The organism is Enterobacter sp. Acro-832 (assembly GCF_011752745.1).
Taxonomy (GTDB): Bacteria; Pseudomonadota; Gammaproteobacteria; order Enterobacterales; family Enterobacteriaceae; genus Enterobacter; species Enterobacter quasiroggenkampii.
Map to the genome: position 1 here is coordinate 13,027 of NZ_VWWX01000003.1, position 21,763 is coordinate 34,789.

Sequence of the window (21,763 nt, forward strand, 5' to 3'; positions counted from 1 at the left end):
TACGCTAGAGCGGTTGAGAAGGGCGAGACATTATCACCGTCGGGTAATGGCTCAAAGGGATTTAAATCCCCGTTTTTAGTGGGTAATAACGGGGAGATTTGCGCAATCAGGCGATTAGTCGAGCTCTGAGCAGTTCACGAGTTTCAGGGGATTCACGGAGTTCATATTGCGACACTTATCGGTTTCGGTGCTCATCAGTTCAATCCACTGCATCAGGAGTGCATCGAAAATGAGAACGGAGATTGCAAAGACAACCAGCCACCAGTATTTACGAATCATTGTGTCATTCCGCGAGAAGAGCGCCAGTAGAGTGGGGGAAATATACACCAAAAGCGGCGGTTTTAAAGCGGGATAAGCGAAGGTTTACAAAGCGTTGACGGACTGAAGCAGGCAATAAAAAAGGCGCTTCCCCATGCCGAAGAGCGCCTTTTTAAACAAGCATTTAACTGATTAGTATCAGTTCATGCCATATTTTTTCAGTTTCTTACGCAGAGTACCACGGTTGATACCCATCATCAGCGCAGCGCGGGTTTGGTTACCGCGGGTGTATTGCATCACCATGTCCAACAGTGGCTGTTCAACTTCAGCCAGTACCAGCTCATACAGGTCATTAACATCCTGACCGTTCAGTTGAGCAAAATAGTTCTTCAGTGCCTGTTTAACCGAGTCACGCAGGGGCTTTTGAGTTACCTGGTCCTGAGAGTTAACGGTAGAAACGGTCAGTACGTCAGAATTTACGCGTTGTTCGAACATAGTTCTGTCAGCTCTTTATTTCATTACGCAAGATTTTCGAAGTATGCCTCCAACGCCTCCAGCTGTTCGCTGGCATCCTCTATGGCGTTGAATGTGCGCCGAAACTGGTCATCTGGAGCGTGCTCCTGGAGATACCAGGAAACGTGTTTACGCGCAATTCGGTACCCTTTCGCCTGACCGTAGTGGTCATGCAGTTCCCGAACATGCGAACAAAGCAAGCGCTTAATCTCTGCCAGAGGCAGTGGAGCAAGCAGCTCTCCAGTGTCCAGATAATGCTGGATTTCCCGAAAGATCCAGGGTCTTCCCTGAGCGGCACGTCCTATCATCAGAGCATCAGCTCCCGTATAGTCGAGCACAGCTCTGGCTTTAAGCGGGTCAGTTATGTCGCCATTCGCGATAATCGGAATGGAAACTTTCTGCTTAACTGCCCGAATGCTGTCGTATTCAGCTTCACCGTTGAACAAACAGGCGCGCGTGCGTCCATGAATGGTCAGGGCCTGAATGCCACAGTCTTCGGCCAGTTGGGCAATCTCTACACAGTTACGGTGTTCCGGCGACCAACCCGTGCGAATCTTTAACGTAACAGGAACGTCCACTGCGCTGACAACCGCCGTCAGGATAGCTTTCACCTGGTCGGGGTATTGCAGAAGGGCTGAACCTGCAAGCTTGCGATTCACTTTTTTGGCCGGGCACCCCATATTGATATCAATAATCTGGGCACCACTTTCCACGTTGATACGCGCGGCATCTGCCATCTCTTCAGGCACGCTTCCGGCAATTTGCACGGTGCGAATACCCGGTTCATCAATGTGCACCATCCGAAGGCGGGATTTATCGCTTTCCCAAACCTGCGGGTTAGACGACATCATCTCGGATACGGTTAAACCGGCTCCCATCTCATAGCACAGCGTCCTGAACGGCCGGTCGGTAATACCTGCCATAGGGGCTGCGATCAGGCGATTTCTAAGCTGGTGGTGTCCGATGCGCATGAGTTAAGAAATGACCATACTGTGACTGCAAGGCGGCGTATATTACGCATTTTTTGCACGAGATGAAAGGCCAAACTTTGAACAATCCACTGTTGTAGATCAAGGAATCGCCGCTCAATCTTTCCGTTAAGAATTATTCACTATTTAAATCATTATGTTATGTGGGAATGGCTATTTTATGGGCGCTTACAATTTCCCGTAACTTCTCATCATTTCTGAATAAACGGCTTACCTCAGCGGGATAATCTGCTGTTTTTAGCAGCAGATTTTCCCTCTTCTTTGCGATCTGTGTCGCATTTTAGAACATGATCTCAAGCCTCTGGATGGGCGTTATTCGACCACAACACGCCCATGCAGAGACTGTACCGGACGGTTATTATCGTGATGCATGGTATGAGTAAATTTCTCAAGCTGTTCTGCTGAGACGGTTAATGGCTGTTTGAGCACGATCCAGGTAACCCCTTCAGAACACGGTGGCGTGGTCAACGAGCCACTAAAGCGCCAGTAGGTTTTCACCTTTGGCAGCAGTTTGTTCAGATTGAGATCCTTCTCAAGGGCTACGTTCTGTTCAGCCTGCTGCGGCATCACGCTCCACAGCTTTTCCAGCTCCGGATTCGCAGCACCTTTATCAAACATGACGGCCACCACGGCCAGCTCACCCGCGCTATTTTTATGAACCAGATGCATCTCCATCGCGTACTTTTTGCCGTGCACGGTGTTTTCGCTCGGCGCATGGAAGTGGAACTGCTGTAGCGTCCAGGTTTGCTTGTCCAGGGTGATCGTGTTGCGGGTATCTGCCTTTTCGCTGGCCTGGATGGTATGGCCATTGTTTGTCAGCCCCACTGGGCCATCAATGTAGTGCGTTTTAAGCGGGGAGAGATGGGCGTTAGCGGTTGAATCAATATTAATTGGAGACTGGTTCATTCCGCTTTGACAGGTCTTGTAAGCCTCGTCCAGTTCGCCCCAGTGTTCCGGTGAACCTTCCCCTTCGTAGCTCCAGTGTGACGCAAATGCTGAAGCCGAAACCATGCTCAGCGCCAGCAGCGCTGCCTTGCCTGTAATGTGTTTCATCATATTCTTCCGGTGAATTTTTATAATACAAATCAACATGATTTGTGTGGTTATTTTACCGAAGAATGGCAGAGGGAGAGAGGATTATCAGTGGGAGAAAGGCGTGGTCAGATGACCACGCCAAATGCTTATTTTTTACGACCGGTAATACGACACCACTCTTCTTTCTCCACCACCGGGTCGAGAGTGAAAAGATCGGCGTAGGCTTCGCACACGCTGTCCGCCTGGCTTGCCAGGATACCCGAAAGCCCCAGCAGACCGCCCTCAACGGGCAGCACGCTGATTAACGGGGCCAGCTCACGCAGTGGGCCTGCCAGAATGTTTGCGACCACCACGTCGGCTTTCATGGCTTCTGGCTGCGCATCCGGCAGATACAGCTCCAGACGATCGGAAACGCCGTTACGCTCGGCGTTGTCGCGGCTGGCCTGAATGGCCTGCGGATCGATATCGATCCCGATGGCTTTAGCCGCACCCAGTTTCAGGGCGGCAATCGCGAGGATCCCGGATCCACAGCCAAAGTCGATCACCGTCTTACCGTCCAGATCGAGACCATCCAGCCACTGCAGGCACAGGGACGTCGTGGGATGGGTGCCGGTACCAAACGCCAGACCCGGATCGAGCATGACGTTAACCGCGTTTTCATCAGGAACCTCGCGCCAGCTCGGGCAGATCCACAGACGCTTGCCGAACTGCATCGGGTGGAAATTATCCATCCACTCGCGTTCCCAGTCTTTGTCTTCCAGCTGTTCGATTTTGTGCGCAAACCCAGCGCCAAGCAGAGGGTGGTTTTCCAGAATCGCGACGACCTCTTTCATGTCGGTTTCAGCATCAAATAGGCCGATAACGTCGGTATCACCCCACAGGCGGGTTTCGCCCGGCAGAGGCTCAAAGACCGGCGTATCATGCGTGTCCTGGAAGGTGATAGAAACCGAGCCGGCCTCCATCAGCGCATCGCTCAGTTCCTCGGCGTTAGCACCGGTTGTGTTCAGTTTTAGTTGGATCCACGGCATGGCAAAACTCTTTATTTATCAGTAGAAATCATAGCGGGCTGTGGGACGGGCTGACCAAAACGGTTCCCCACCACAAACGCCAGTAAACTTAGCAGTAACGAAGGCACAATCGGATGGAAGCCCAGGTACTGAATTTTAAACGTTGCGAGGACGGCGTACAGCACACCGCCGACAATCATGCCGCTCAGCGCGCCCGCCGCGTTTGCACGCTCCCAGTAGAGCCCTAACACCAGCGGCCACAGGAATACCGCTTCAAGCCCACCAAACGCCAGCAGGTTCAGCCAGATGATCATCTCCGGCGGGCGCCATGCGGCTAACATCATCAGAATGCCGAGCACCAGCGTGGTCCAGGTCGAGATGCGTTTCAGCTTTTGCTCATTATGCATTTTAGCCGGACGCGCGCTTAGCCACAGATCTTTGATGATAGTGGCGGAAGCCTGAAGCAGGTGCGCGTTAACGTTAGACATGATGGCCGCCATCGGTGCTGCAAGGAACAAACCTGCGGCCCACGGGGGCAGGACCTGCACCATCAGCGTAGGGATCACCTGATCCGGCACGGTCAGGTGAGGTAATACGGCCCGCCCCAGCGCGCCCGCCAGATGCATACCCAGCATCAGCAGCGCGACAACGACGGTACCAATCACAATTCCCCGATGAACGGCTTTGCTGTCTTTATAGGAGATACAGCGCACGGCGGTGTGCGGCAGACCGATAACCCCGAAGCAGACCAGCACCCAGAAGGAAGTCATAAACGCGGGCGTCAGGATATCATCAGCACCATGAGGGCTGACCAGTTTAGGATCGATCTGCTCCAGCGTTTGCACCGCATTGTGTAATCCACCGGCCGCATAGATGACGCCGACCAGCAGCACAAGGGTGCCTATCAGCATCACCATGCCCTGCATGGTGTCGTTCAGCACACTGGCGCGGAAGCCGCCAAACGCGGTGTACAGCGCAATCGTGATCCCGAAGATGAGCAGCCCGGTCTCGTACTTAATACCCGCTGCCGTTTCCAGCAGGCGCGCGCCGCCAATAAACTGAACGGCAATGGCGCCGACGAAGGCGACAATCAGGCTGATACTGGCAATCCAGACCACCGCGCGGCTCTGATAACGCGCCTGCAGCATATCGTTTAGCGTAATGGCGTTATAGCGGCGAGCGAGTATGGCAAATTTTTTGCCCAGAATACCCAGTGACAGCCAGATCGTGGGCACCTGGATCATGGCCAGCAGTACCCAGCCCAGCCCGTATTTATACGCCGCGCCCGGCCCGCCAATGAACGAACTGGCGCTCACGTACGTGGCGGTCAACGTCATCGCCAGCACAAACCCGCCCATCGAACGGCTGCCGAGGAAATATTCGCTCAGGAACGATCCGGTACTGCGTTTGCGCATGGCATAGAAAGAGAGGCCAAAAACCACGATCAAATAGACAACCAGTACGGTGATGATTTCAGTTTGCATCACGATCCTCCAGCGGGAAATCGCGGAAGATAAAGCGCACCATCAGCCAGCTGAGCAAAATGAAAATCAACGGTACCAGCAGACACGCCATTTCAAACCAGTGCGGCAGGCCGGTGATACCGGAGGCTGAATTTGGTAAGTAAGCGGTTACTAACCATGCGGCGAGATAGAGAAGGGTCAGCCACAGCGCCCAGCGCGCTTCTTTATGGGCCTGAACAAAACGTTTGTCCATTTTTTGTCCCTTGTGGATGAAGAAAGCGGGGATTGTACATGATGAGGCTTTCCAGGCCCCAGAAATAAAAAAGGCCGGATAATCCGGCCTTTTCGTGCGCGCGCAGTCTTACTTCTCGTTAAGACCGAGTTTCTTCTCGAGATAGTGGATGTTGGTTCCACCATTCTGGAAGTGCTCGTCGCTCATGATACGCATCTGCAGATCAACGTTGGTTTTGATACCGTCGATGATCAGCTCCTGCAGGGCGTTCTTCATGCGGGCAATTGCCACGTCACGGTTTTCGCCGTAGCAGATGAGCTTGCCGATCATTGAGTCATAGTACGGCGGTACGGTGTAACCGGCGTAGATATGAGACTCCCAACGCACACCAAAACCACCCGGCGCGTGGAAACGCGTGATTTTACCCGGGCTTGGCAGGAAGGTGTTCGGGTCTTCGGCGTTGATACGACACTCGATCGCATGGCCTTTCACCACAACTTCTTCCTGCTTGATGGAGAGCGGCTGGCCTGCAGCGATACGCAGCTGTTCTTTGATCAGGTCAACGCCGGTGATCATTTCGGTAACCGGGTGTTCAACCTGAATACGGGTGTTCATTTCGATGAAATAGAACTCGCCGTTTTCGAACAGGAACTCAAAGGTACCCGCCCCGCGATAGCCGATATCGACACACGCTTTGGCACAACGCTCGCCGATGTAGCGACGCAGTTCCGGGGTAATACCCGGTGCTGGCGCTTCTTCGACCACTTTCTGGTGACGACGCTGCATGGAGCAGTCACGTTCTGCCAGATAGATCGCGTTACCCTGACCGTCAGCCAGCACCTGAATTTCGATGTGGCGTGGGTTTTCCAGGTATTTTTCCATGTATACCATGTCATTGCTGAAAGCGGCTTTCGCTTCAGCTTTGGTCATGGAGATGGACTGCGCCAGGTCGGCATCGCTACGCACAACGCGCATACCGCGACCGCCGCCGCCGCCAGACGCCTTGATGATAACCGGGTAGCCAATGCGTTTAGCATGAGCACGGTTAGCATCCATGTCGTCGGTCAGAGGGCCGTCAGAGCCTGGTACGGTTGGCACACCGGCTTTTTTCATCGCGGTGATTGCAGACACTTTGTCGCCCATCAGGCGGATGGTGTCGGCTTTCGGACCGATGAAGATGAAGCCAGAGCGTTCAACCTGCTCAGCAAAGTTGGCGTTCTCAGAGAGGAAGCCGTAACCCGGATGAATTGCCACCGCGCCGGTGATTTCAGCGGCGCTGATGATAGCCGGGATGTTCAGATAGCTTTTTACGGACGGAGCCGGGCCAATACAGACCGTCTCATCCGCCAGCAATACGTGTTTTAAATCGCGATCCGCGCTTGAGTGCACCGCGACGGTCTTGATGCCCAGTTCTTTACAGGCACGAAGAATACGCAGAGCAATCTCGCCGCGGTTGGCGATAACAATTTTATCCAGCATGTTCGCCTCGTTACTCGATGACGACCAGCGGCTCGTCAAATTCAACCGGCTGACCACTTTCGACCAGAATCGCTTTCACAGTACCTGATTTGTCTGCTTCGATCTGGTTCATCATTTTCATCGCTTCAACGATGCACAGGGTATCGCCTACGTTGACTTTCTGACCCACTTCGATGAACGCCTTCGCGTCCGGGCTCGGGGTGCGGTAGAAAGTACCAACCATTGGGGAACGTACGATGTGACCACTGATTTCTGCTGCAGCGGCAGGTGCGGCTTCAGTTGCTGCTGGCGCAACGGCTGCGGAGAGCGCAGGCTGCTGCACTGGCGCAGCATAAGCCTGCTGCATTACCGGGAAGCTAGCGGCTGGGGCTGCACGGCTGATGCGTACAGACTCTTCGCCTTCAGAAATTTCCAGTTCGGAGATGCCTGATTCTTCAACCAGCTCGATCAGTTTTTTAATCTTACGAATATCCATGAGTGGGTTCCGTACTCTTGTTTAGTGTGATTGTGACAAGCGTTTTACCGCTGTCTGTAAAGCGTATGAATAGCCGTCTGCGCCCAGTCCACAGATAACGCCAGCAGCGATATCTGACAGATACGAATGGTGGCGGAACGGCTCTCGGGCGTGCACGTTACTCAGGTGGATCTCGATAAACGGGATACTCACCGCGAGCAGTGCGTCGCGGATAGCAACACTGGTGTGCGTAAACGCGGCCGGATTGATCAGGATATAGTCCACATTGTCTTTAGCCTGATGAATACGGTCGATGATTGCGTACTCCGCATTCGACTGAAAATGATCCAAATCCACATTCAGTGACGCTGCTTCCGTTCCCAGACGGTTAACAATTTCACTCAATGTCAGCGTGCCGTACTTCTCTGGCTCACGGGTTCCGAGCATGTTCAGGTTCGGTCCGTTCAAAACTAAGATATGGAACTTATCAGTCATTATGCCGCTATCTCCTGCGATTCTCGGGTAAAAAACAAAATATACCTTCGAAACGCAAATGTCACCTTTTCAGAGGCTTAAAACCGCTGTCAGGCGAACCAAGGTCGCACATTATAACGATTTCGTAGCATTTAGCAGCTAAATACTGGTCTTATCAGGGAAGATTATCAACCGCTATCCGAAAAAGATTTGCGGTTGACGGGGAATATGCGGGAAAACGCACAGTTTCGCGCACTATCGCAACCACTGGCGGAACTTCTTGTAACGCCATGCTAAAAGCGCCACGGCGGCCAGTGCGTACAGGACCGGCTGCGGGGAGAGGATCTTCACCGACCACAGGTAATGAATGGGAGCGAGGATCGCGACAAGATAGACGAAGTTGTGCAGCAGCTGCCAGCGCCTGCCCAGTTTTCGCTGTGCATATTGCGTGGAGGTCAGCGCTAACGCCAGTAAAATTACCCAGCTCACAATACCCAGCGTCAGATAAGGGCGCGTCACCAGTTCGCGGCCAAGCAGTGCCAGATTGTTAATTCCCAGCTCCAGCAGGGCATAGCTGGTGAGATGCAGCGTCGCCCAGGCAAAACACCATAGCCCTAACAGCCGACGGGTGCGTATCAATAGTGGCTGTTTAGCGTAGCGCGCCAGCGGCGAGACGAGCAAGGTGGCCAGCAAAAATTTCAGAGCCATCCGACCGGTAAAATGCTGGATATCCTTGGCCGGATCGGCGCTAAAGAGCCCCTGGCTGGCGGCCCAGAACAGCCATATAAAAGGAAGCAGCCCGGCCAGATGCAGAAGCACTTTCAGCCAGGTAATCTGTTTTGCCGTTAAACGCACTCAGAAGTTCTCCCGTAAATTGAGGCCACGGTACAGCGAGGCCACTTCATCCGCATAACCGTTAAACAGCAGCGTGGGCTGACGCTTCACGTCCAGCGCACCGCCGGAACCGATAAACCGCTCGGTCGCCTGCGACCAGCGCGGGTGATCCACATGCGGGTTCACGTTGGCGAAGAAACCGTATTCGTCCGGGGCCGCCAGATTCCAGGTGGTTGGCGGGCGCTCGCGGGTGAGCTTAATGCTGACGATGGACTTAATTCCTTTGAAACCGTATTTCCACGGTACGGTTAAACGAATGGGGGCACCGTTCTGCGGCGGAAGCGCCTTGCCGTACACGCCGACGGTCAGCAGGGTAAGCGGGTGCATCGCCTCATCGAGGCGTAACCCTTCCACATACGGATACTCAAGCCCGCCGCCAATAAACCGGTCTTTTTGTCCAGGCATCTCGTCCGGCGCATAGCGCGTCTGGAAGGCGACATATTTTGCATTGCTGGTGGGCTCAACCATCGCCAGTAATTTATGCAGCGGGAAGCCAATCCAGGGGACCACCATCGACCAGGCCTCCACACAGCGCATACGGTAGATACGCTCTTCGAGCGGGAAACGGGTGGTCAGATCGTGATGATCCAGCGTCAGAGGTTTCGCCACTTCGCCATCAATCTTCAGCGTCCACGGATCGGTTTTGAGGCTACCGGCGTTGGCGGCAGGATCGGCCTTGTCGAGACCAAATTCGTAGAAGTTGTTGTAGCCGGTGACTTTATCTTCTGGCGTAAGCGCGAGTTTGTTCTGCCATTGGGCGGGTTTCGTATAGGTGAGCGGGGCGCCGGAAGGGGCCTTCGGCCGATCGTTGCCTTTAAACCAGTCGAGCAGGTCGGCGTATGCTGCCGGCGAGAGCGAGAGCGCGGTGGCGCTGATGCCAAGCATTTTCAGGATCTGGCGGCGCTGTAACATAAAGACAGACTCAGACGTTACGTCGGCTTCCGTCAGTTTTCGGTTTTTCATGGCATCCTCCGTCATGCGTTTTCCTAAGCATGACGGAGGAGAGGGATTCGCGCGAATATGTCACGAAAATTTGAAGATTAGGCGATTTTCACCAGCGCTCGACCGTGGAACTGATTGTCCATGATCTTACTGGCATACTCCGGTGCCTGGCTGAGCGTGATCTCCGTGGCGCTCTGAGTGTAGAAGGACTCCGGCAGATCGCGTACCAGACGTTCCCATGCCTGCGTACGGCGAGCCGCTGGGGTCATCACGGAATCCACACCCTGCAGGCGGACGTTACGCAAAATAAATGGCATCACGGTGGTGGGCAGGGCAAATCCGCCCGCCAGTCCGCAGGCAGCCACGCAGCCGCCGTAGTTCATCTGCGCCAGGACTTTTGCCAGCACCTTATCACCGACGGTATCTACCGCGCCTGCCCAGACCTGTTTTTCCAGCGGACGGGTTTCAGCGAATTCGTCACGGCTGAGAATGCGGTTTGCACCGAGCTGGCGCAGGTAATCGTGGGTGCTTTCACGACCGGAAACCGCCGCGACCTGATAGCCCAGTTTGTGCAGTAGCGTCACTGCCGTGCTCCCCACGCCCCCGCTGGCACCGGTGACGACAATTTCGCCCGATTCAGGGCGGATGCCCGCCTCTTCCAGCGCCATCACGCACAGCATCGCGGTAAAGCCTGCCGTGCCGACGATCATCGCTTTGCGGCCATCCATGCCTTTCGGCATCGGCACCAGCCAGTCGCCCTTCACGCGCGCCTGCGTGGCCAGCCCGCCCCAGTGATTTTCACCTACGCCCCAGCCGGTGAGTAGCACCTGCTGGCCCGGGTGGAAGCGCGGATCCTCGCTGGTATGAACCCGGCCCGCGAAATCAATACCTGGCACCATAGGGAAATTTCGGATGATTTTACCCTTACCGGTAATCGCCAGCGCATCTTTATAATTTAAACTGGACCAGTCGATGTCGACGGTTACTTCGCCTTCCGGCAGGCGACTCTCTTCTACCGCCTGCACTGAGGCAAGCGTTTTGCCGTCCTGCTGTTCTAAGATCAAAGCCTGCATACGGGGTCCTCTCGACTCATATGATTGGAAAATAATTTCTGAAGACTATACTCGCTCAGGGAAACGCAGTGCCGATTTAACGCAATAAATTGCCAGATACACCCGATTTGGTAGTATGCCGCATTCGAAATGCAAGTTAGCGCTTACTCGCTACCCCATCAACCCACGGAGTAATCTCAAGGATGCGATTAACGACGAAGTTTTCAGCTTTTATCACTTTGCTGACGGGGCTTACCATTTTTGTCACCCTTCTGGGCTGCTCTCTAAGCTTTTACAACGCCATTCAGGACAAACTGGTCAACCGGGTGCAGTCCGTCGCGTCAGTGATTGATACGCGTCTACTGACGACGCCGCTACCGGCGCTCACCCGTGAACTCGATGAGTTGATGGTACCTGTTGATATTGTTCAAATCGACATTCAGCAGGGAAAGCATCGTGTGTTAAGCCATGAACGGCCGGGAGGTTATCGGCCTGCGGGCGTGGTGAGCCAGTACCGGGAAGTGACGGTGCATTCCCTGAAAAATCCGGGGATGACCATCCACATGGTCTACCTCGATCCGATGGCCAGCTATTTCCGTTCGATGATGACCACCGCGCCGCTCACCGTGGCAGTGGCGTTTATCGTCCTGCTGATCTTTCTCGCGGTCCGCTGGCTGCGCCGCCAGCTCTCCGGACAGGAGCTGCTGGAGATGCGCTCCGTGCGGATCCTTAACGGTGAGCGCGGCCCGCAGGTGCGAGGTTCCGTCCACGAATGGCCGTCACGCGCCAGCAGTGCGCTGGATACGCTGCTCTCGGAAATCCAGTTTGCCAGCGACCAGCGCAGCCGTATGGATTCGCTGATCCGCTCCTATGCCGCCCAGGATAATAAAACTGGCCTGAACAACCGCCTCTTCTTTGATAATCAACTCGCCACGCTGCTCGACGATTCGGAAAAAGTGGGGACGCACGGGGTGGTGATGATGATTCGCCTGCCTGACTTTGATCTCCTGCGCGATACCTGGGGACAGCGGGCCGCGGAAGAAAATCTCTTTACGCTGATCAACCTGCTCTCCACCTTTATTATGCGCTACCCGGGTGCGCTGCTGGCCCGCTATCACCGCAGCGACTTTGCCGTGTTGCTGCCGCACCGAACGCTGAAAGAGTCGGAAAGCATCGCCAGCCAGCTGCTGAAGGCGGTGGATGCGCTGCCGCAGAGCAAAATGCTCGACAGGGACGATATGGTCCACATGGGGATCTGCGCCTGGCGTGGCGGGCAATCGACAGAACAGGTGATGGAACATGCGGAAGCGGCCACCCGCAACGCCGTGTTGCAGGGCGCGAACGGATGGGCGGTGTATGATGACTCCCTGCCGGAAAAAGGGCGCGGTAACGTGCGCTGGCGTACTTTGATTGAGCAAATGCTGAGCCGCGGCGGACCGCGTATTTATCAAAAACCCGCGGTCATGAAAAACGGCAACGTTCACCACCGTGAACTGATGTGCCGTATTTTTGACGGTTCGGAAGAGGTTATCTCGGCGGAATATCTGCCGATGGTCCTGCAATTTGGTCTCTCCGAAGAGTATGACCGCCAGCAAATTACCCGGTTAATTCCGTTTTTATCTTTCTGGCCGGAAGAGAGCCTGGCGCTGCAGGTCACCGTGGAGTCGTTAATACGCCCACGTTTTCAGCGCTGGCTACGTGATACATTAATGCAATGCGAAAAATCGCAACGCAAACACATTATTTTTGAACTTGCTGAGGCCGATGTAGGTCAACACATCAGCCGGTTACGTCCGGTGGTACGTTTGATCAATGCGCTCGGTGCGCGTGTCGCGGTGACGCAGGCAGGTTTAACGCTGGTCAGTACCGACTGGATTAAGGCGCTGGATGTGGAGTTATTAAAGCTACATCCAGGGCTGGTAAGGAATATTGAGAAGCGTACGGAAAACCAGCTGCTGGTACAGAGTCTGGTAGAAGCATGCAAGGGAACGCGAACACAAGTATTTGCTACGGGCGTGCGCTCCAGAGGGGAATGGCAGATGTTAACAGAGCGCGGTGTCATGGGTGGTCAGGGGGATTTTTTTGCTGCCTCTCAACCGCTTGACACCAACGTGAAAAAATATTTGCAAAGATACTCTGTTTGACCTGCCGTTTACGCTGTTTTCACGTAGAATATCGCGCCTGTAGCTTTGAGTATGTCGAGCAAAAAGCCAGTGAACGACCTTAACGGGTTACAAACGTCAGTGGGGAACGCTACTGTTTACTCAGCCCTGAGGGAGTCAGGGGATGATTTTGTAACATCAGGAAACGTACTGCACAAATTTTCACCGTTGCAGATGATTTTTGCGCCTTGTCGCTGCTGCGTGTGGTTGGTAAAGTAAGCGGATTTTGTTTTCCGCCCCAGCTTTCAGGATTATCCCTTAGTATGTTGAAAAAATTTCGTGGCATGTTTTCCAATGACCTGTCCATTGACCTGGGTACTGCGAATACCCTTATTTATGTAAAAGGACAAGGCATCGTATTGAATGAGCCTTCCGTTGTGGCCATTCGTCAGGATCGTGCAGGCTCGCCGAAAAGCGTGGCCGCTGTGGGTCATGACGCGAAGCAGATGCTGGGTCGTACCCCTGGCAACATCGCCGCTATTCGCCCAATGAAAGACGGCGTTATCGCCGACTTCTTCGTGACTGAAAAAATGCTTCAGCACTTCATCAAGCAGGTTCACAGCAACAGCTTCATGCGTCCAAGCCCGCGTGTTCTGGTGTGTGTGCCGGTTGGCGCAACCCAGGTAGAGCGTCGCGCAATTCGTGAATCTGCCCAGGGTGCTGGTGCGCGTGAAGTGTTCCTGATTGAAGAACCAATGGCGGCGGCAATCGGTGCAGGTCTGCCTGTGTCTGAAGCGACCGGTTCCATGGTGGTGGATATCGGTGGTGGTACCACTGAAGTGGCCGTTATCTCTCTGAATGGCGTGGTATACTCCTCTTCCGTACGTATCGGTGGTGACCGCTTCGACGAAGCCATCATTAATTATGTACGCCGTAACTACGGCTCTCTGATCGGTGAAGCCACCGCAGAGCGTATCAAACACGAAATCGGCTCTGCGTATCCGGGCGATGAAGTGCGTGAGATCGAAGTGCGTGGCCGTAACCTGGCTGAAGGTGTGCCACGCGGTTTCACCCTGAACTCCAACGAAATTCTGGAAGCACTGCAGGAACCACTGACGGGTATCGTGAGCGCGGTAATGGTCGCGCTGGAACAGTGCCCACCAGAGCTGGCGTCCGATATCTCCGAGCGCGGTATGGTTCTGACCGGTGGTGGTGCGCTGCTGCGTAACCTCGACCGCCTGTTAATGGAAGAGACAGGTATTCCTGTCGTAGTTGCAGAAGATCCACTGACTTGCGTCGCCCGTGGTGGTGGCAAGGCGCTGGAAATGATCGACATGCACGGCGGCGATTTGTTCAGCGAAGAGTAGTCGAGTTTGAGAGGGTAGCAATTTGCTACCCTTTCTCTCTGACGCGAGAATACGCATAGCCTATGAAGCCAATTTTTAGCCGTGGCCCATCGCTACAGTTTCGCCTCATTCTGGCGGTTCTGGTTGCGCTTGGGGTCATTATTGCCGATAGCCGCCTCGGTACGTTCAGCCAAATCCGAACGTACATGGATACCGCCGTCAGTCCTTTCTACTTTATATCCAATGGTCCCCGTGAACTGCTCGACTCCGTTTCTCAAACGCTGTCTTCACGTGACCAACTCGAACTCGAAAACCGGGCATTACGTCAGGAACTGTTGCTGAAAAACAGCGAACTGCTGATGCTGGGGCAATACAAGCAGGAAAATGCGCGTCTGCGTGAACTGCTCGGCTCGCCGCTGCGTCAGGATGAGCAGAAAATGGTCACTCAGGTGATCTCCACCGTGAACGACCCTTACAGCGATCAGGTTGTGATCGACAAAGGGAGCGTGAACGGGGTGTATGAAGGTCAGCCTGTTATCAGTGATAAAGGCGTCGTGGGCCAGGTGGTTGCCGTGGCCAAACTGACCAGCCGCGTGCTGCTGATTTGTGATGCCACGCATGCGCTGCCGATCCAGGTGCTGCGCAACGACATCCGCGTGATTGCGGCCGGGAACGGCTGTACGGATGACCTGCAGCTGGAACACCTGCCAGCCAACACGGATATCCGCGTGGGCGACGTGCTGGTGACCTCCGGTCTGGGTGGCCGCTTCCCTGAAGGCTATCCGGTTGCGGTGGTCTCTTCGGTGAAGCTGGATACGCAGCGTGCCTATACCGTGATTCAGGCGCGTCCAACCGCCGGTTTGCAGCGTCTGCGCTATTTGCTGCTGCTGTGGGGCGCCGATCGTAACGGGGCTAACCCGATGACGCCTGAAGAGGTGCATCGTGTGGCAAATGAACGTCTGATGCAGATGATGCCGCAGGTTCTCCCGCCTGCGGACTCCATGGGGCCGCCTGCGCCAGTCCCGGCGCCGGCAACCGGGTTAACGCAGCCGCTGCCGGATGCGCCGCCACCGCCTAAACTCTCTTCGGGAGGGCAGTAGTGGCAAGCTATCGTAGCCAGGGACGCTGGGTCATCTGGCTCTCGTTTCTCATTGCACTGTTGCTGCAAGTGATGCCCTGGCCGGATGACATTCTCGTTTTCCGGCCAAACTGGGTATTGCTCATTTTGCTCTACTGGATCCTTGCCCTGCCGCATCGCGTAAATGTCGGCACAGGTTTTGTGATGGGTGCCATACTGGATCTCATTAGCGGCTCAACGCTTGGCGTACGCGCCTTGTCCATGAGCATTATTGCGTACCTCGTCGCACTCAAATTCCAGCTCTTCCGTAACCTTGCGCTCTGGCAACAGGCCCTGGTTGTGATGTTGTTGTCGCTCGCTGCGGATATCGTTGTTTTCTGGGCAGAGTTTTTAGTGATCAACGTCTCTTTCCGACCGGAAGTGTTCTGGAGTAGTGTAGTAAACGGTGTGCTCTGGCCATGGCTGTTCCTGCTGATGCGTAAGGTTCGCCAGCAGTTTGCTGTGCAATAAAAGGTTTCTATGACGTCTTTGTATCTCGCTTCCGGCTCCCCGCGCCGTCAGGAACTCCTGACGCAGCTAGGGGTCTCTTTTGAACGCATCGTGACCGGCATTGAAGAAAAACGTGCTGAGGGTGAAAGTGCTCAACAGTACGTGTCACGTCTGGCGCGGGAGAAAGCGCAGGCGGGCGTGGCCAGTGTGCCACGCGATCTCCCTGTGCTGGGGGCAGATACCATCGTTATCCTGAACGGTGAAGTGCTGGAGAAACCGCACGACGCCGATCATGCAGCGCGCATGCTGCGCAAGCTGTCCGGACAAACGCATCAGGTGATGACGGCCGTCGCGTTGGCCGATCGCCAGCACGTGCTGGACTGCCTGGTGGTGACGGAAGTGACCTTCAGAGTACTTACCGACGACGACATCGCCGCTTATATTGCCAGCGGTGAACCGATGGATAAAGCAGGTGCATACGGTATTCAGGGGCTGGGTGGCTGTTTTGTCAGGAAGATTCATGGCAGCTATCACGCCGTAGTCGGCTTACCGCTGGTGGAAACGTATGAGTTGCTGAGCAATTTTAACTCACTGCGTGAGGGAAGGGATAATTATGACGGCTGAATTGTTGGTAAACGTAACGCCATCGGAAACCCGTGTGGCCTATATTGATGGTGGCATTCTTCAGGAAATTCATATTGAGCGTGAAGCGCGGCGCGGAATAGTAGGCAATATCTACAAAGGTCGTGTCAGTCGTGTACTACCGGGTATGCAGGCGGCTTTTGTAGATATTGGACTCGATAAGGCGGCATTTTTACATGCCTCCGATATCATGCCGCACACCGAGTGCGTCGCGGGCGAAGAGCAAAAGCAGTTTGCCGTGCGCGATATTTCTGAACTGGTGCGTCAGGGACAGGATCTGATGGTGCAGGTGGTGAAAGATCCCCTCGGCACCAAAGGCGCCCGTCTGACCACCGATATCACCCTACCTTCCCGCTATCTGGTCTTTATGCCCGGCGCTTCTCACGTGGGCGTCTCACAGCGTATTGAGAGCGAAAGCGAGCGCGAGCGTCTGAAAAAAGTGGTCAGCGCCTACTGCGATGAACAGGGCGGATTTATCATCCGTACCGCCGCAGAGGGGATCAGCGAGGAGGACCTGGCGTCGGATGCGGCTTACCTGAAGCGCGTCTGGACAAAAGTGATGGAGCGTAAAAAACGCAACCAGACCCGCTATCAGCTCTATGGTGAGCTGGCGCTGGCGCAGCGCGTTCTGCGTGACTTTGCCGACGCGCAGCTCGACCGCATCCGCGTGGACTCTCGCCTGACGTATGAAGCGTTGCTGGAGTTTACCGCCGAATATATCCCGGAGATGCCGGGCCTGCTGGAGCACTACACCGGGCGTCAGCCGATCTTCGATCTCTATGATGTCGAAAACGAGATCCAGCGTGCCCTTGAGCGTAAGGTTGAGCTGAAGTCCGGCGGCTATTTGATCATCGATCAGACCGAAGCGATGACCACCGTCGATATCAACACCGGTGCGTTCGTCGGCCATCGCAATCTCGATGACACCATTTTCAACACCAATATTGAAGCGACGCAGGCGATTGCGCGCCAGCTTCGTCTGCGCAATCTGGGCGGCATTATCATCATCGACTTTATCGATATGAGTAATGAAGACCATCGTCGCCGCGTGCTGCACTCGCTTGAGCAGGCCCTGAGTAAAGATCGTGTGAAAACCAGCATCAACGGCTTCTCACAGTTGGGGCTGGTGGAAATGACGCGTAAGCGTACCCGCGAGAGCGTGGAGCATGTGCTGTGTAATGAATGCCCAACCTGCCATGGACGCGGAACGGTAAAGACGGTTGAGACCGTCTGCTACGAGATCATGCGTGAAATTGTGCGTGTGCATCATGCCTACGACTCCGACCGTTTTCTGGTCTATGCTTCCCCTGCGGTGGCTGAAGCGCTGAAAGGCGAAGAGTCACACGCGCTGGCGGAAGTGGAAATCTTTGTCGGCAAACAGGTAAAAGTACAAATTGAACCGCTCTATAACCAGGAGCAGTTTGACGTCGTGATGATGTAAGCGCAGTACGCTGCGTGACGAATGCTGACAAGGAGAGATGCGTGAGGCGATTGCCGGGGATTTTATTGCTTACAGGGGCAACGCTGGTCGTGATTGTCGCGTTGCTCGTGAGCGGGCTACGCCTCGTTTTACCGCATCTGGACAGCTGGCGTCCGCAGCTACTGGCGAAAATCGAATCCACTACCGGCGTGCCGGTGAACGTCAGCCAGGTCAGCGCTAACTGGCAGAATTTTGGCCCGACGCTCGATGTCCGGGATATCAACGCCAGCCTGAAAGATGGCGGCTACCTGAAAATCAAACGCGTGACCCTGGCGCTGGACGTCTGGCAAAGCCTGCTGCATCTGCGCTGGCAGTTTCGCGATCTCACCTTTTATCAGCTCCAGTTCCTGACCAATACGCCGCTGTCTGGTGGCGATAGCGGTCAGGGTCTTGAAGCCAACCGCTTCAGCGATCTTTTCCTCCGCCAGTTCGATCATTTCGATCTGCGCGACAGCGAAGTGAGCTTTATTACCCTTTCCGGCCAGCGCGCCGAGCTGGCGATCCCGCAGCTGACCTGGCTCAACGGTAAGGATCGGCACCGCGCCGAGGGGCAGGTCAATCTCTCAAGCCTGAACGGCCAGCACGGCGTGATGCAGGTGCGTATGGATCTGCGCGACGATGACGGCCTGTTAAATAACGGCAAAGTCTGGCTGCAGGCCGACGATGTGGACGTCAAGCCGTGGCTGGGCGACTGGCTCCAGCAAAATATGCAGCTGGAAACGGCCCGCTTCAGTCTTGAAGGCTGGTTGACCCTGACGAAAGGCGAATTTGCCAGCGGCGATATCTGGCTCAAGCAGGGAGGCGCGAGCTGGAAAGGTGAAAACCAGCAGCATCAGCTTTCCGTCGATAACCTCACCGCGCACGTGACGCAGGAGAAAGAGGGCTGGCAGTTTGCCATTCCCGATACGCGCATCACGATGGACGGCAAGCCGTGGCCGCGCGGTGCGCTGACGCTGGCCTGGATGCCGGAGCAGGACGTTGGCGGCACGGCCAGTAAACGCAGCGACGAGCTGCGTATCCGTGCCAGTAACCTGGATTTGGCCGCTATTGAAGGGCTGCGCTCGATGGCGGCAAAGCTCTCTCCTGACCTGGGCGAGATCTGGCTGGCTACGCAGCCGAGCGGAAAGATTGATTCTCTGGCGCTGGATATTCCGCTTCAGGCGACGGAAAAAACCCGTTTCCAGGCGACATGGAAAGATCTTGCCTGGAAGCAGTGGAAGCTGCTGCCGGGTGCGGAGCACTTTAGCGGCAAGCTGGAAGGCAGCGTGGAGAACGGCAGGCTGACGGTTGATATGCACGACGCCAAAATGCCTTACGAGACGGTCTTCCGCGCGCCGCTGGAAATCGAACAGGGCAACGCAGTGCTTAACTGGCTCCGTAACGACAAGGGTTTCCAGCTCGATGGCCGGCATATCGACGTCAAAGCGAAAGCGGTGCACGCGCGCGGCGACTTCCGCTATTTGCAGCCTGAAGGGGATGAGCCGTGGCTGGGGATTCTGGCCGGGATCAGTACCGATGATGGCTCCCAGGCCTGGCGCTATTTCCCGGAAAACCTGATGGGGAAAGCGCTGGTAGACTATCTGAGTGGTGCGATTCAGGGCGGTCAGGCGGATAATGCCACGCTGGTTTACGGCGGTAATCCTCATCTGTTCCCGTACAAACATAATGAAGGTCAGTTCCAGGTTCTGGTGCCGTTGCATGACGCCACCTTCGCGTTCCAGCCGGGCTGGCCCGCGCTGAAAAACCTGGATATCGAACTTAATTTCCTCAATGACGGCCTGTGGATGAAGTCCGACAGCGTGGCGCTGGGCGGCGTGACGGCCAGCAACCTGACGGCCAACATTCCGGACTACTCAAAAGAGAAGCTGCTGATTGATGCCGACATCAACGGTCCCGGCAAGGCGGTGGGACCGTACTTTGAGGAGACCCCTCTCAAAGAGTCGCTGGCCGCGACGCTTCAGCAGCTCCAGCTTGATGGTGATGTGAATGCTCGCTTACATCTTGATATCCCGCTGGACGGTGAGATGACCACCGCGAAAGGCGACGTCCGTCTGAAGAACAACAGTCTGTTCATCAAACCCCTTGAGAGCACCCTGAAAAATCTCAGCGGGCAGTTCAGCTTTGAGAACGGTAACCTGAAGAGCGAGCCGCTTACCGCCAGCTGGTTTAATCAGCCCGTGAATATCGACTTCACGACCACAGAGGGTGAAAAGGCGTATCAGGTGGCCGTCAATCTCGACGGCAACTGGCAGCCAGCGCGAATGGACATCCTGCCGAAGCCGATTGAGGCGTCCGTGGAGGGCGCAGTCGCCTGGAAAGGTAAAGTGGCAATAGACCTGCCTTATCACGCGGGCGCGCAGTACAAGGTCGACATCACGGGCGATCTGAAAAACCTTCACAGCCAGTTGCCTGCGCCGCTGGATAAACAGGCCGGACAGCCGCTGCCGGTGAAGCTGAACGTGGATGGCAACCTGAACAGCTTCGCGCTGACCGGCAGCGCGGGCGGGACGAACCACTTCAACAGCCGCTGGTTGCTTAACCGCAAGCTCACCCTCGACAAAGCCATCTGGACGACGGATAGCCGCTCCACGCCACCGCTGCCGGAGCAGGCGGGCATTGAGCTGAATCTTCCGCCGATGGACGGTGCAGAGTGGCTGGCGCTGTTCCAGAAAGGCGTTGGGCAAAACGTCGATGAAACCGCCCAGTTCCCGCAAGCCATTACCGTACGCACGCCGTCGCTAATGCTCGGCGGGCAGCAGTGGAACAACCTGAGCATTGTCTCACAGCCTGGCGCTAACGGTACGAAGGTGGAAGCCCAGGGCAGAGAGATCAACGGTACGCTGACCATGCGCAATCACGCGCCGTGGCAGGCGGCGATCCGCTACCTCTACTACAACCCGGCAAGCGCCGCGAGCGGGAAAGACAAACCGGCTGCGACGTCACCGCTGAGTCAAATCTCCCGCGTCGATTTTAGCGGCTGGCCCGATCTCCAGCTGCGCTGTGCAGAGTGCTGGCTGTGGGGGCAGAAATATGGCCGCATCGACGGTGATTTTGCCATCCAGGGAAACACGCTTACGCTCTCGGGCGGCCTGGTTGATACCGGCTTCGGCCGCATGACGACGGGCGGGGAATGGGTGAATAATCCGGGCGAGCAGCGGACGTCCCTCAAGGGCGACATTAAAGGCAACAAACTGGATGCAGCAGCCAATTTCTTTGGCATCAGCACGCCGCTGCGCGGTTCATCATTTGACGTTAATTACGATCTTCACTGGCGCGACGCACCGTGGAAGCCGGATGAGGCCTCGCTGAACGGCATTCTGAAAACCCACTTCGGCAAAGGTGAGATCGCCGACGTGAGCACGGGGCGCGCCGGGCAGATCCTGCGCCTCCTCAGCTTTGATGCGCTGCTGCGCAAGCTGCGCTTCGACTTCAGCGATACCTTCAGCGAAGGGTTCTACTACGATTCCATCCGCAGTACGGCGTGGATCAAGGACGGCGTTCTGCATACGGACGATACGCTGGTGGATGGCCTGGAAGCGGACATTGCCATGAAAGGCTCCGTTAACCTTGTGCGCCGCGAGCTGGATATGGAAGCCGTGGTGGCACCGGAAATTTCCGCGAGCGTGGGCGTTGCGGCGGCCTTTGTGGTGAACCCGATTGTCGGTGCGGCGGTGTTTGCCGCCAGCAAAGTGCTGGGGCCGCTGTGGAGCAAGGTCTCCATTCTGCGCTACCGCATTACCGGTCCGATCGATAAACCGCAGATTAACGAGGTGCTGCGCCAGCCGCGCAAAGATGCACAGCAATGATTTGACGTGGGCAGGTAATTGCCTCACT

General features: G+C 55.5%; 20 protein-coding genes. 7 read left to right on the top strand and 13 right to left on the bottom strand.

Annotation, left to right across the window (positions count from 1 at the left end; all coding sequences use genetic code 11):
* Positions 1-114: 114 nt before the first annotated feature.
* The 13 genes from F3J31_RS11360 to F3J31_RS11420 form a co-directional block, all read right to left on the bottom strand.
* Complete coding sequence (locus F3J31_RS11360; protein ID WP_008502862.1) at positions 115-279, bottom strand: DUF2556 family protein; 165 nt, start codon at positions 277-279, stop codon at positions 115-117.
* 177 nt (positions 280-456) lie between these two features.
* On the bottom strand, positions 457-753 hold the full coding sequence (gene fis, locus F3J31_RS11365; protein WP_000462905.1) for a DNA-binding transcriptional regulator Fis: 297 nt from the start codon (positions 751-753) through the stop codon (positions 457-459).
* Between the two features lie 23 nt (positions 754-776).
* Positions 777-1,742: a tRNA dihydrouridine synthase DusB gene (dusB, locus tag F3J31_RS11370; protein ID WP_167213201.1), complete on the bottom strand. Its 966-nt coding sequence runs from the start codon at positions 1,740-1,742 to the stop codon at positions 777-779.
* A gap of 330 nt (positions 1,743-2,072) precedes the next feature.
* The gene (locus tag F3J31_RS11375) at positions 2,073-2,813 is read right to left on the bottom strand and encodes a carbonic anhydrase family protein (protein WP_167213865.1); all 741 of its coding nucleotides are present in this window, start codon (positions 2,811-2,813) and stop codon (positions 2,073-2,075) included.
* Between the two features lie 128 nt (positions 2,814-2,941).
* The gene (prmA, locus tag F3J31_RS11380; protein WP_167213204.1) at positions 2,942-3,823 is read right to left on the bottom strand and encodes a 50S ribosomal protein L11 methyltransferase; all 882 of its coding nucleotides are present in this window, start codon (positions 3,821-3,823) and stop codon (positions 2,942-2,944) included.
* Between the two features lie 11 nt (positions 3,824-3,834).
* The gene (gene panF / locus F3J31_RS11385) at positions 3,835-5,286 is read right to left on the bottom strand and encodes a sodium/pantothenate symporter (protein WP_032650448.1); all 1,452 of its coding nucleotides are present in this window, start codon (positions 5,284-5,286) and stop codon (positions 3,835-3,837) included.
* Positions 5,276-5,518 carry a YhdT family protein gene (locus F3J31_RS11390; RefSeq protein ID WP_048028794.1) on the bottom strand — a complete coding sequence of 81 codons (243 nt, stop codon included), beginning with the start codon at positions 5,516-5,518 and terminating at the stop codon, positions 5,276-5,278. The genes panF and F3J31_RS11390 overlap by 11 nt, the downstream gene beginning before the upstream one ends.
* A gap of 108 nt (positions 5,519-5,626) precedes the next feature.
* Positions 5,627-6,976 carry an acetyl-CoA carboxylase biotin carboxylase subunit gene (gene accC / locus F3J31_RS11395; RefSeq protein ID WP_024906319.1) on the bottom strand — a complete coding sequence of 450 codons (1,350 nt, stop codon included), beginning with the start codon at positions 6,974-6,976 and terminating at the stop codon, positions 5,627-5,629.
* Between the two features lie 10 nt (positions 6,977-6,986).
* The gene (gene accB / locus F3J31_RS11400) at positions 6,987-7,451 is read right to left on the bottom strand and encodes an acetyl-CoA carboxylase biotin carboxyl carrier protein (protein WP_013098992.1); all 465 of its coding nucleotides are present in this window, start codon (positions 7,449-7,451) and stop codon (positions 6,987-6,989) included.
* A 21-nt stretch (positions 7,452-7,472) separates the two neighbouring features.
* Positions 7,473-7,925, bottom strand: coding sequence for a type II 3-dehydroquinate dehydratase (aroQ, locus tag F3J31_RS11405; protein ID WP_024906320.1), 453 nt, complete (start codon positions 7,923-7,925; stop codon positions 7,473-7,475).
* A 234-nt stretch (positions 7,926-8,159) separates the two neighbouring features.
* Entirely contained in the window at positions 8,160-8,759 is a 600-nt protein-coding gene (gene msrQ, locus F3J31_RS11410; protein WP_024906321.1) for a protein-methionine-sulfoxide reductase heme-binding subunit MsrQ, read from the bottom strand.
* On the bottom strand, positions 8,760-9,761 hold the full coding sequence (msrP, locus tag F3J31_RS11415; RefSeq protein ID WP_167213206.1) for a protein-methionine-sulfoxide reductase catalytic subunit MsrP: 1,002 nt from the start codon (positions 9,759-9,761) through the stop codon (positions 8,760-8,762).
* Between the two features lie 77 nt (positions 9,762-9,838).
* Positions 9,839-10,813, bottom strand: a complete 975-nt coding sequence (locus F3J31_RS11420) for an MDR family oxidoreductase (RefSeq protein WP_045910137.1) — start codon at positions 10,811-10,813, stop codon at positions 9,839-9,841.
* Positions 10,814-10,995: 182 nt separating this feature from the next.
* Here F3J31_RS11420 and csrD point away from each other — a divergent pair, with 182 nt between their 5' ends.
* From csrD to yhdP, 7 genes are all read left to right on the top strand, one after another.
* A complete protein-coding gene (gene csrD / locus F3J31_RS11425; RefSeq protein ID WP_045910136.1) occupies positions 10,996-12,936 on the top strand; it encodes an RNase E specificity factor CsrD in 1,941 nt (646 codons plus the stop codon).
* 281 nt (positions 12,937-13,217) lie between these two features.
* Positions 13,218-14,261, top strand: a complete 1,044-nt coding sequence (gene mreB / locus F3J31_RS11430) for a rod shape-determining protein MreB (protein ID WP_000913396.1) — start codon at positions 13,218-13,220, stop codon at positions 14,259-14,261.
* A gap of 62 nt (positions 14,262-14,323) precedes the next feature.
* A complete protein-coding gene (gene mreC, locus F3J31_RS11435) occupies positions 14,324-15,340 on the top strand; it encodes a rod shape-determining protein MreC (RefSeq protein ID WP_032650442.1) in 1,017 nt (338 codons plus the stop codon).
* The gene (mreD, locus tag F3J31_RS11440) at positions 15,340-15,828 is read left to right on the top strand and encodes a rod shape-determining protein MreD (RefSeq protein ID WP_023309399.1); all 489 of its coding nucleotides are present in this window, start codon (positions 15,340-15,342) and stop codon (positions 15,826-15,828) included. The genes mreC and mreD overlap by 1 nt, the downstream gene beginning before the upstream one ends.
* Positions 15,829-15,837: 9 nt before the next feature.
* Complete coding sequence (locus tag F3J31_RS11445) at positions 15,838-16,431, top strand: nucleoside triphosphate pyrophosphatase (RefSeq protein ID WP_045910135.1); 594 nt, start codon at positions 15,838-15,840, stop codon at positions 16,429-16,431.
* On the top strand, positions 16,421-17,890 hold the full coding sequence (rng, locus tag F3J31_RS11450; protein WP_008502847.1) for a ribonuclease G: 1,470 nt from the start codon (positions 16,421-16,423) through the stop codon (positions 17,888-17,890). Before F3J31_RS11445 ends, rng begins: the two co-directional genes overlap by 11 nt.
* Before the next feature lie 41 nt (positions 17,891-17,931).
* Positions 17,932-21,735: an AsmA2 domain-containing protein YhdP gene (yhdP, locus tag F3J31_RS11455; protein WP_167213210.1), complete on the top strand. Its 3,804-nt coding sequence runs from the start codon at positions 17,932-17,934 to the stop codon at positions 21,733-21,735.
* Positions 21,736-21,763 lie beyond the last annotated feature (28 nt).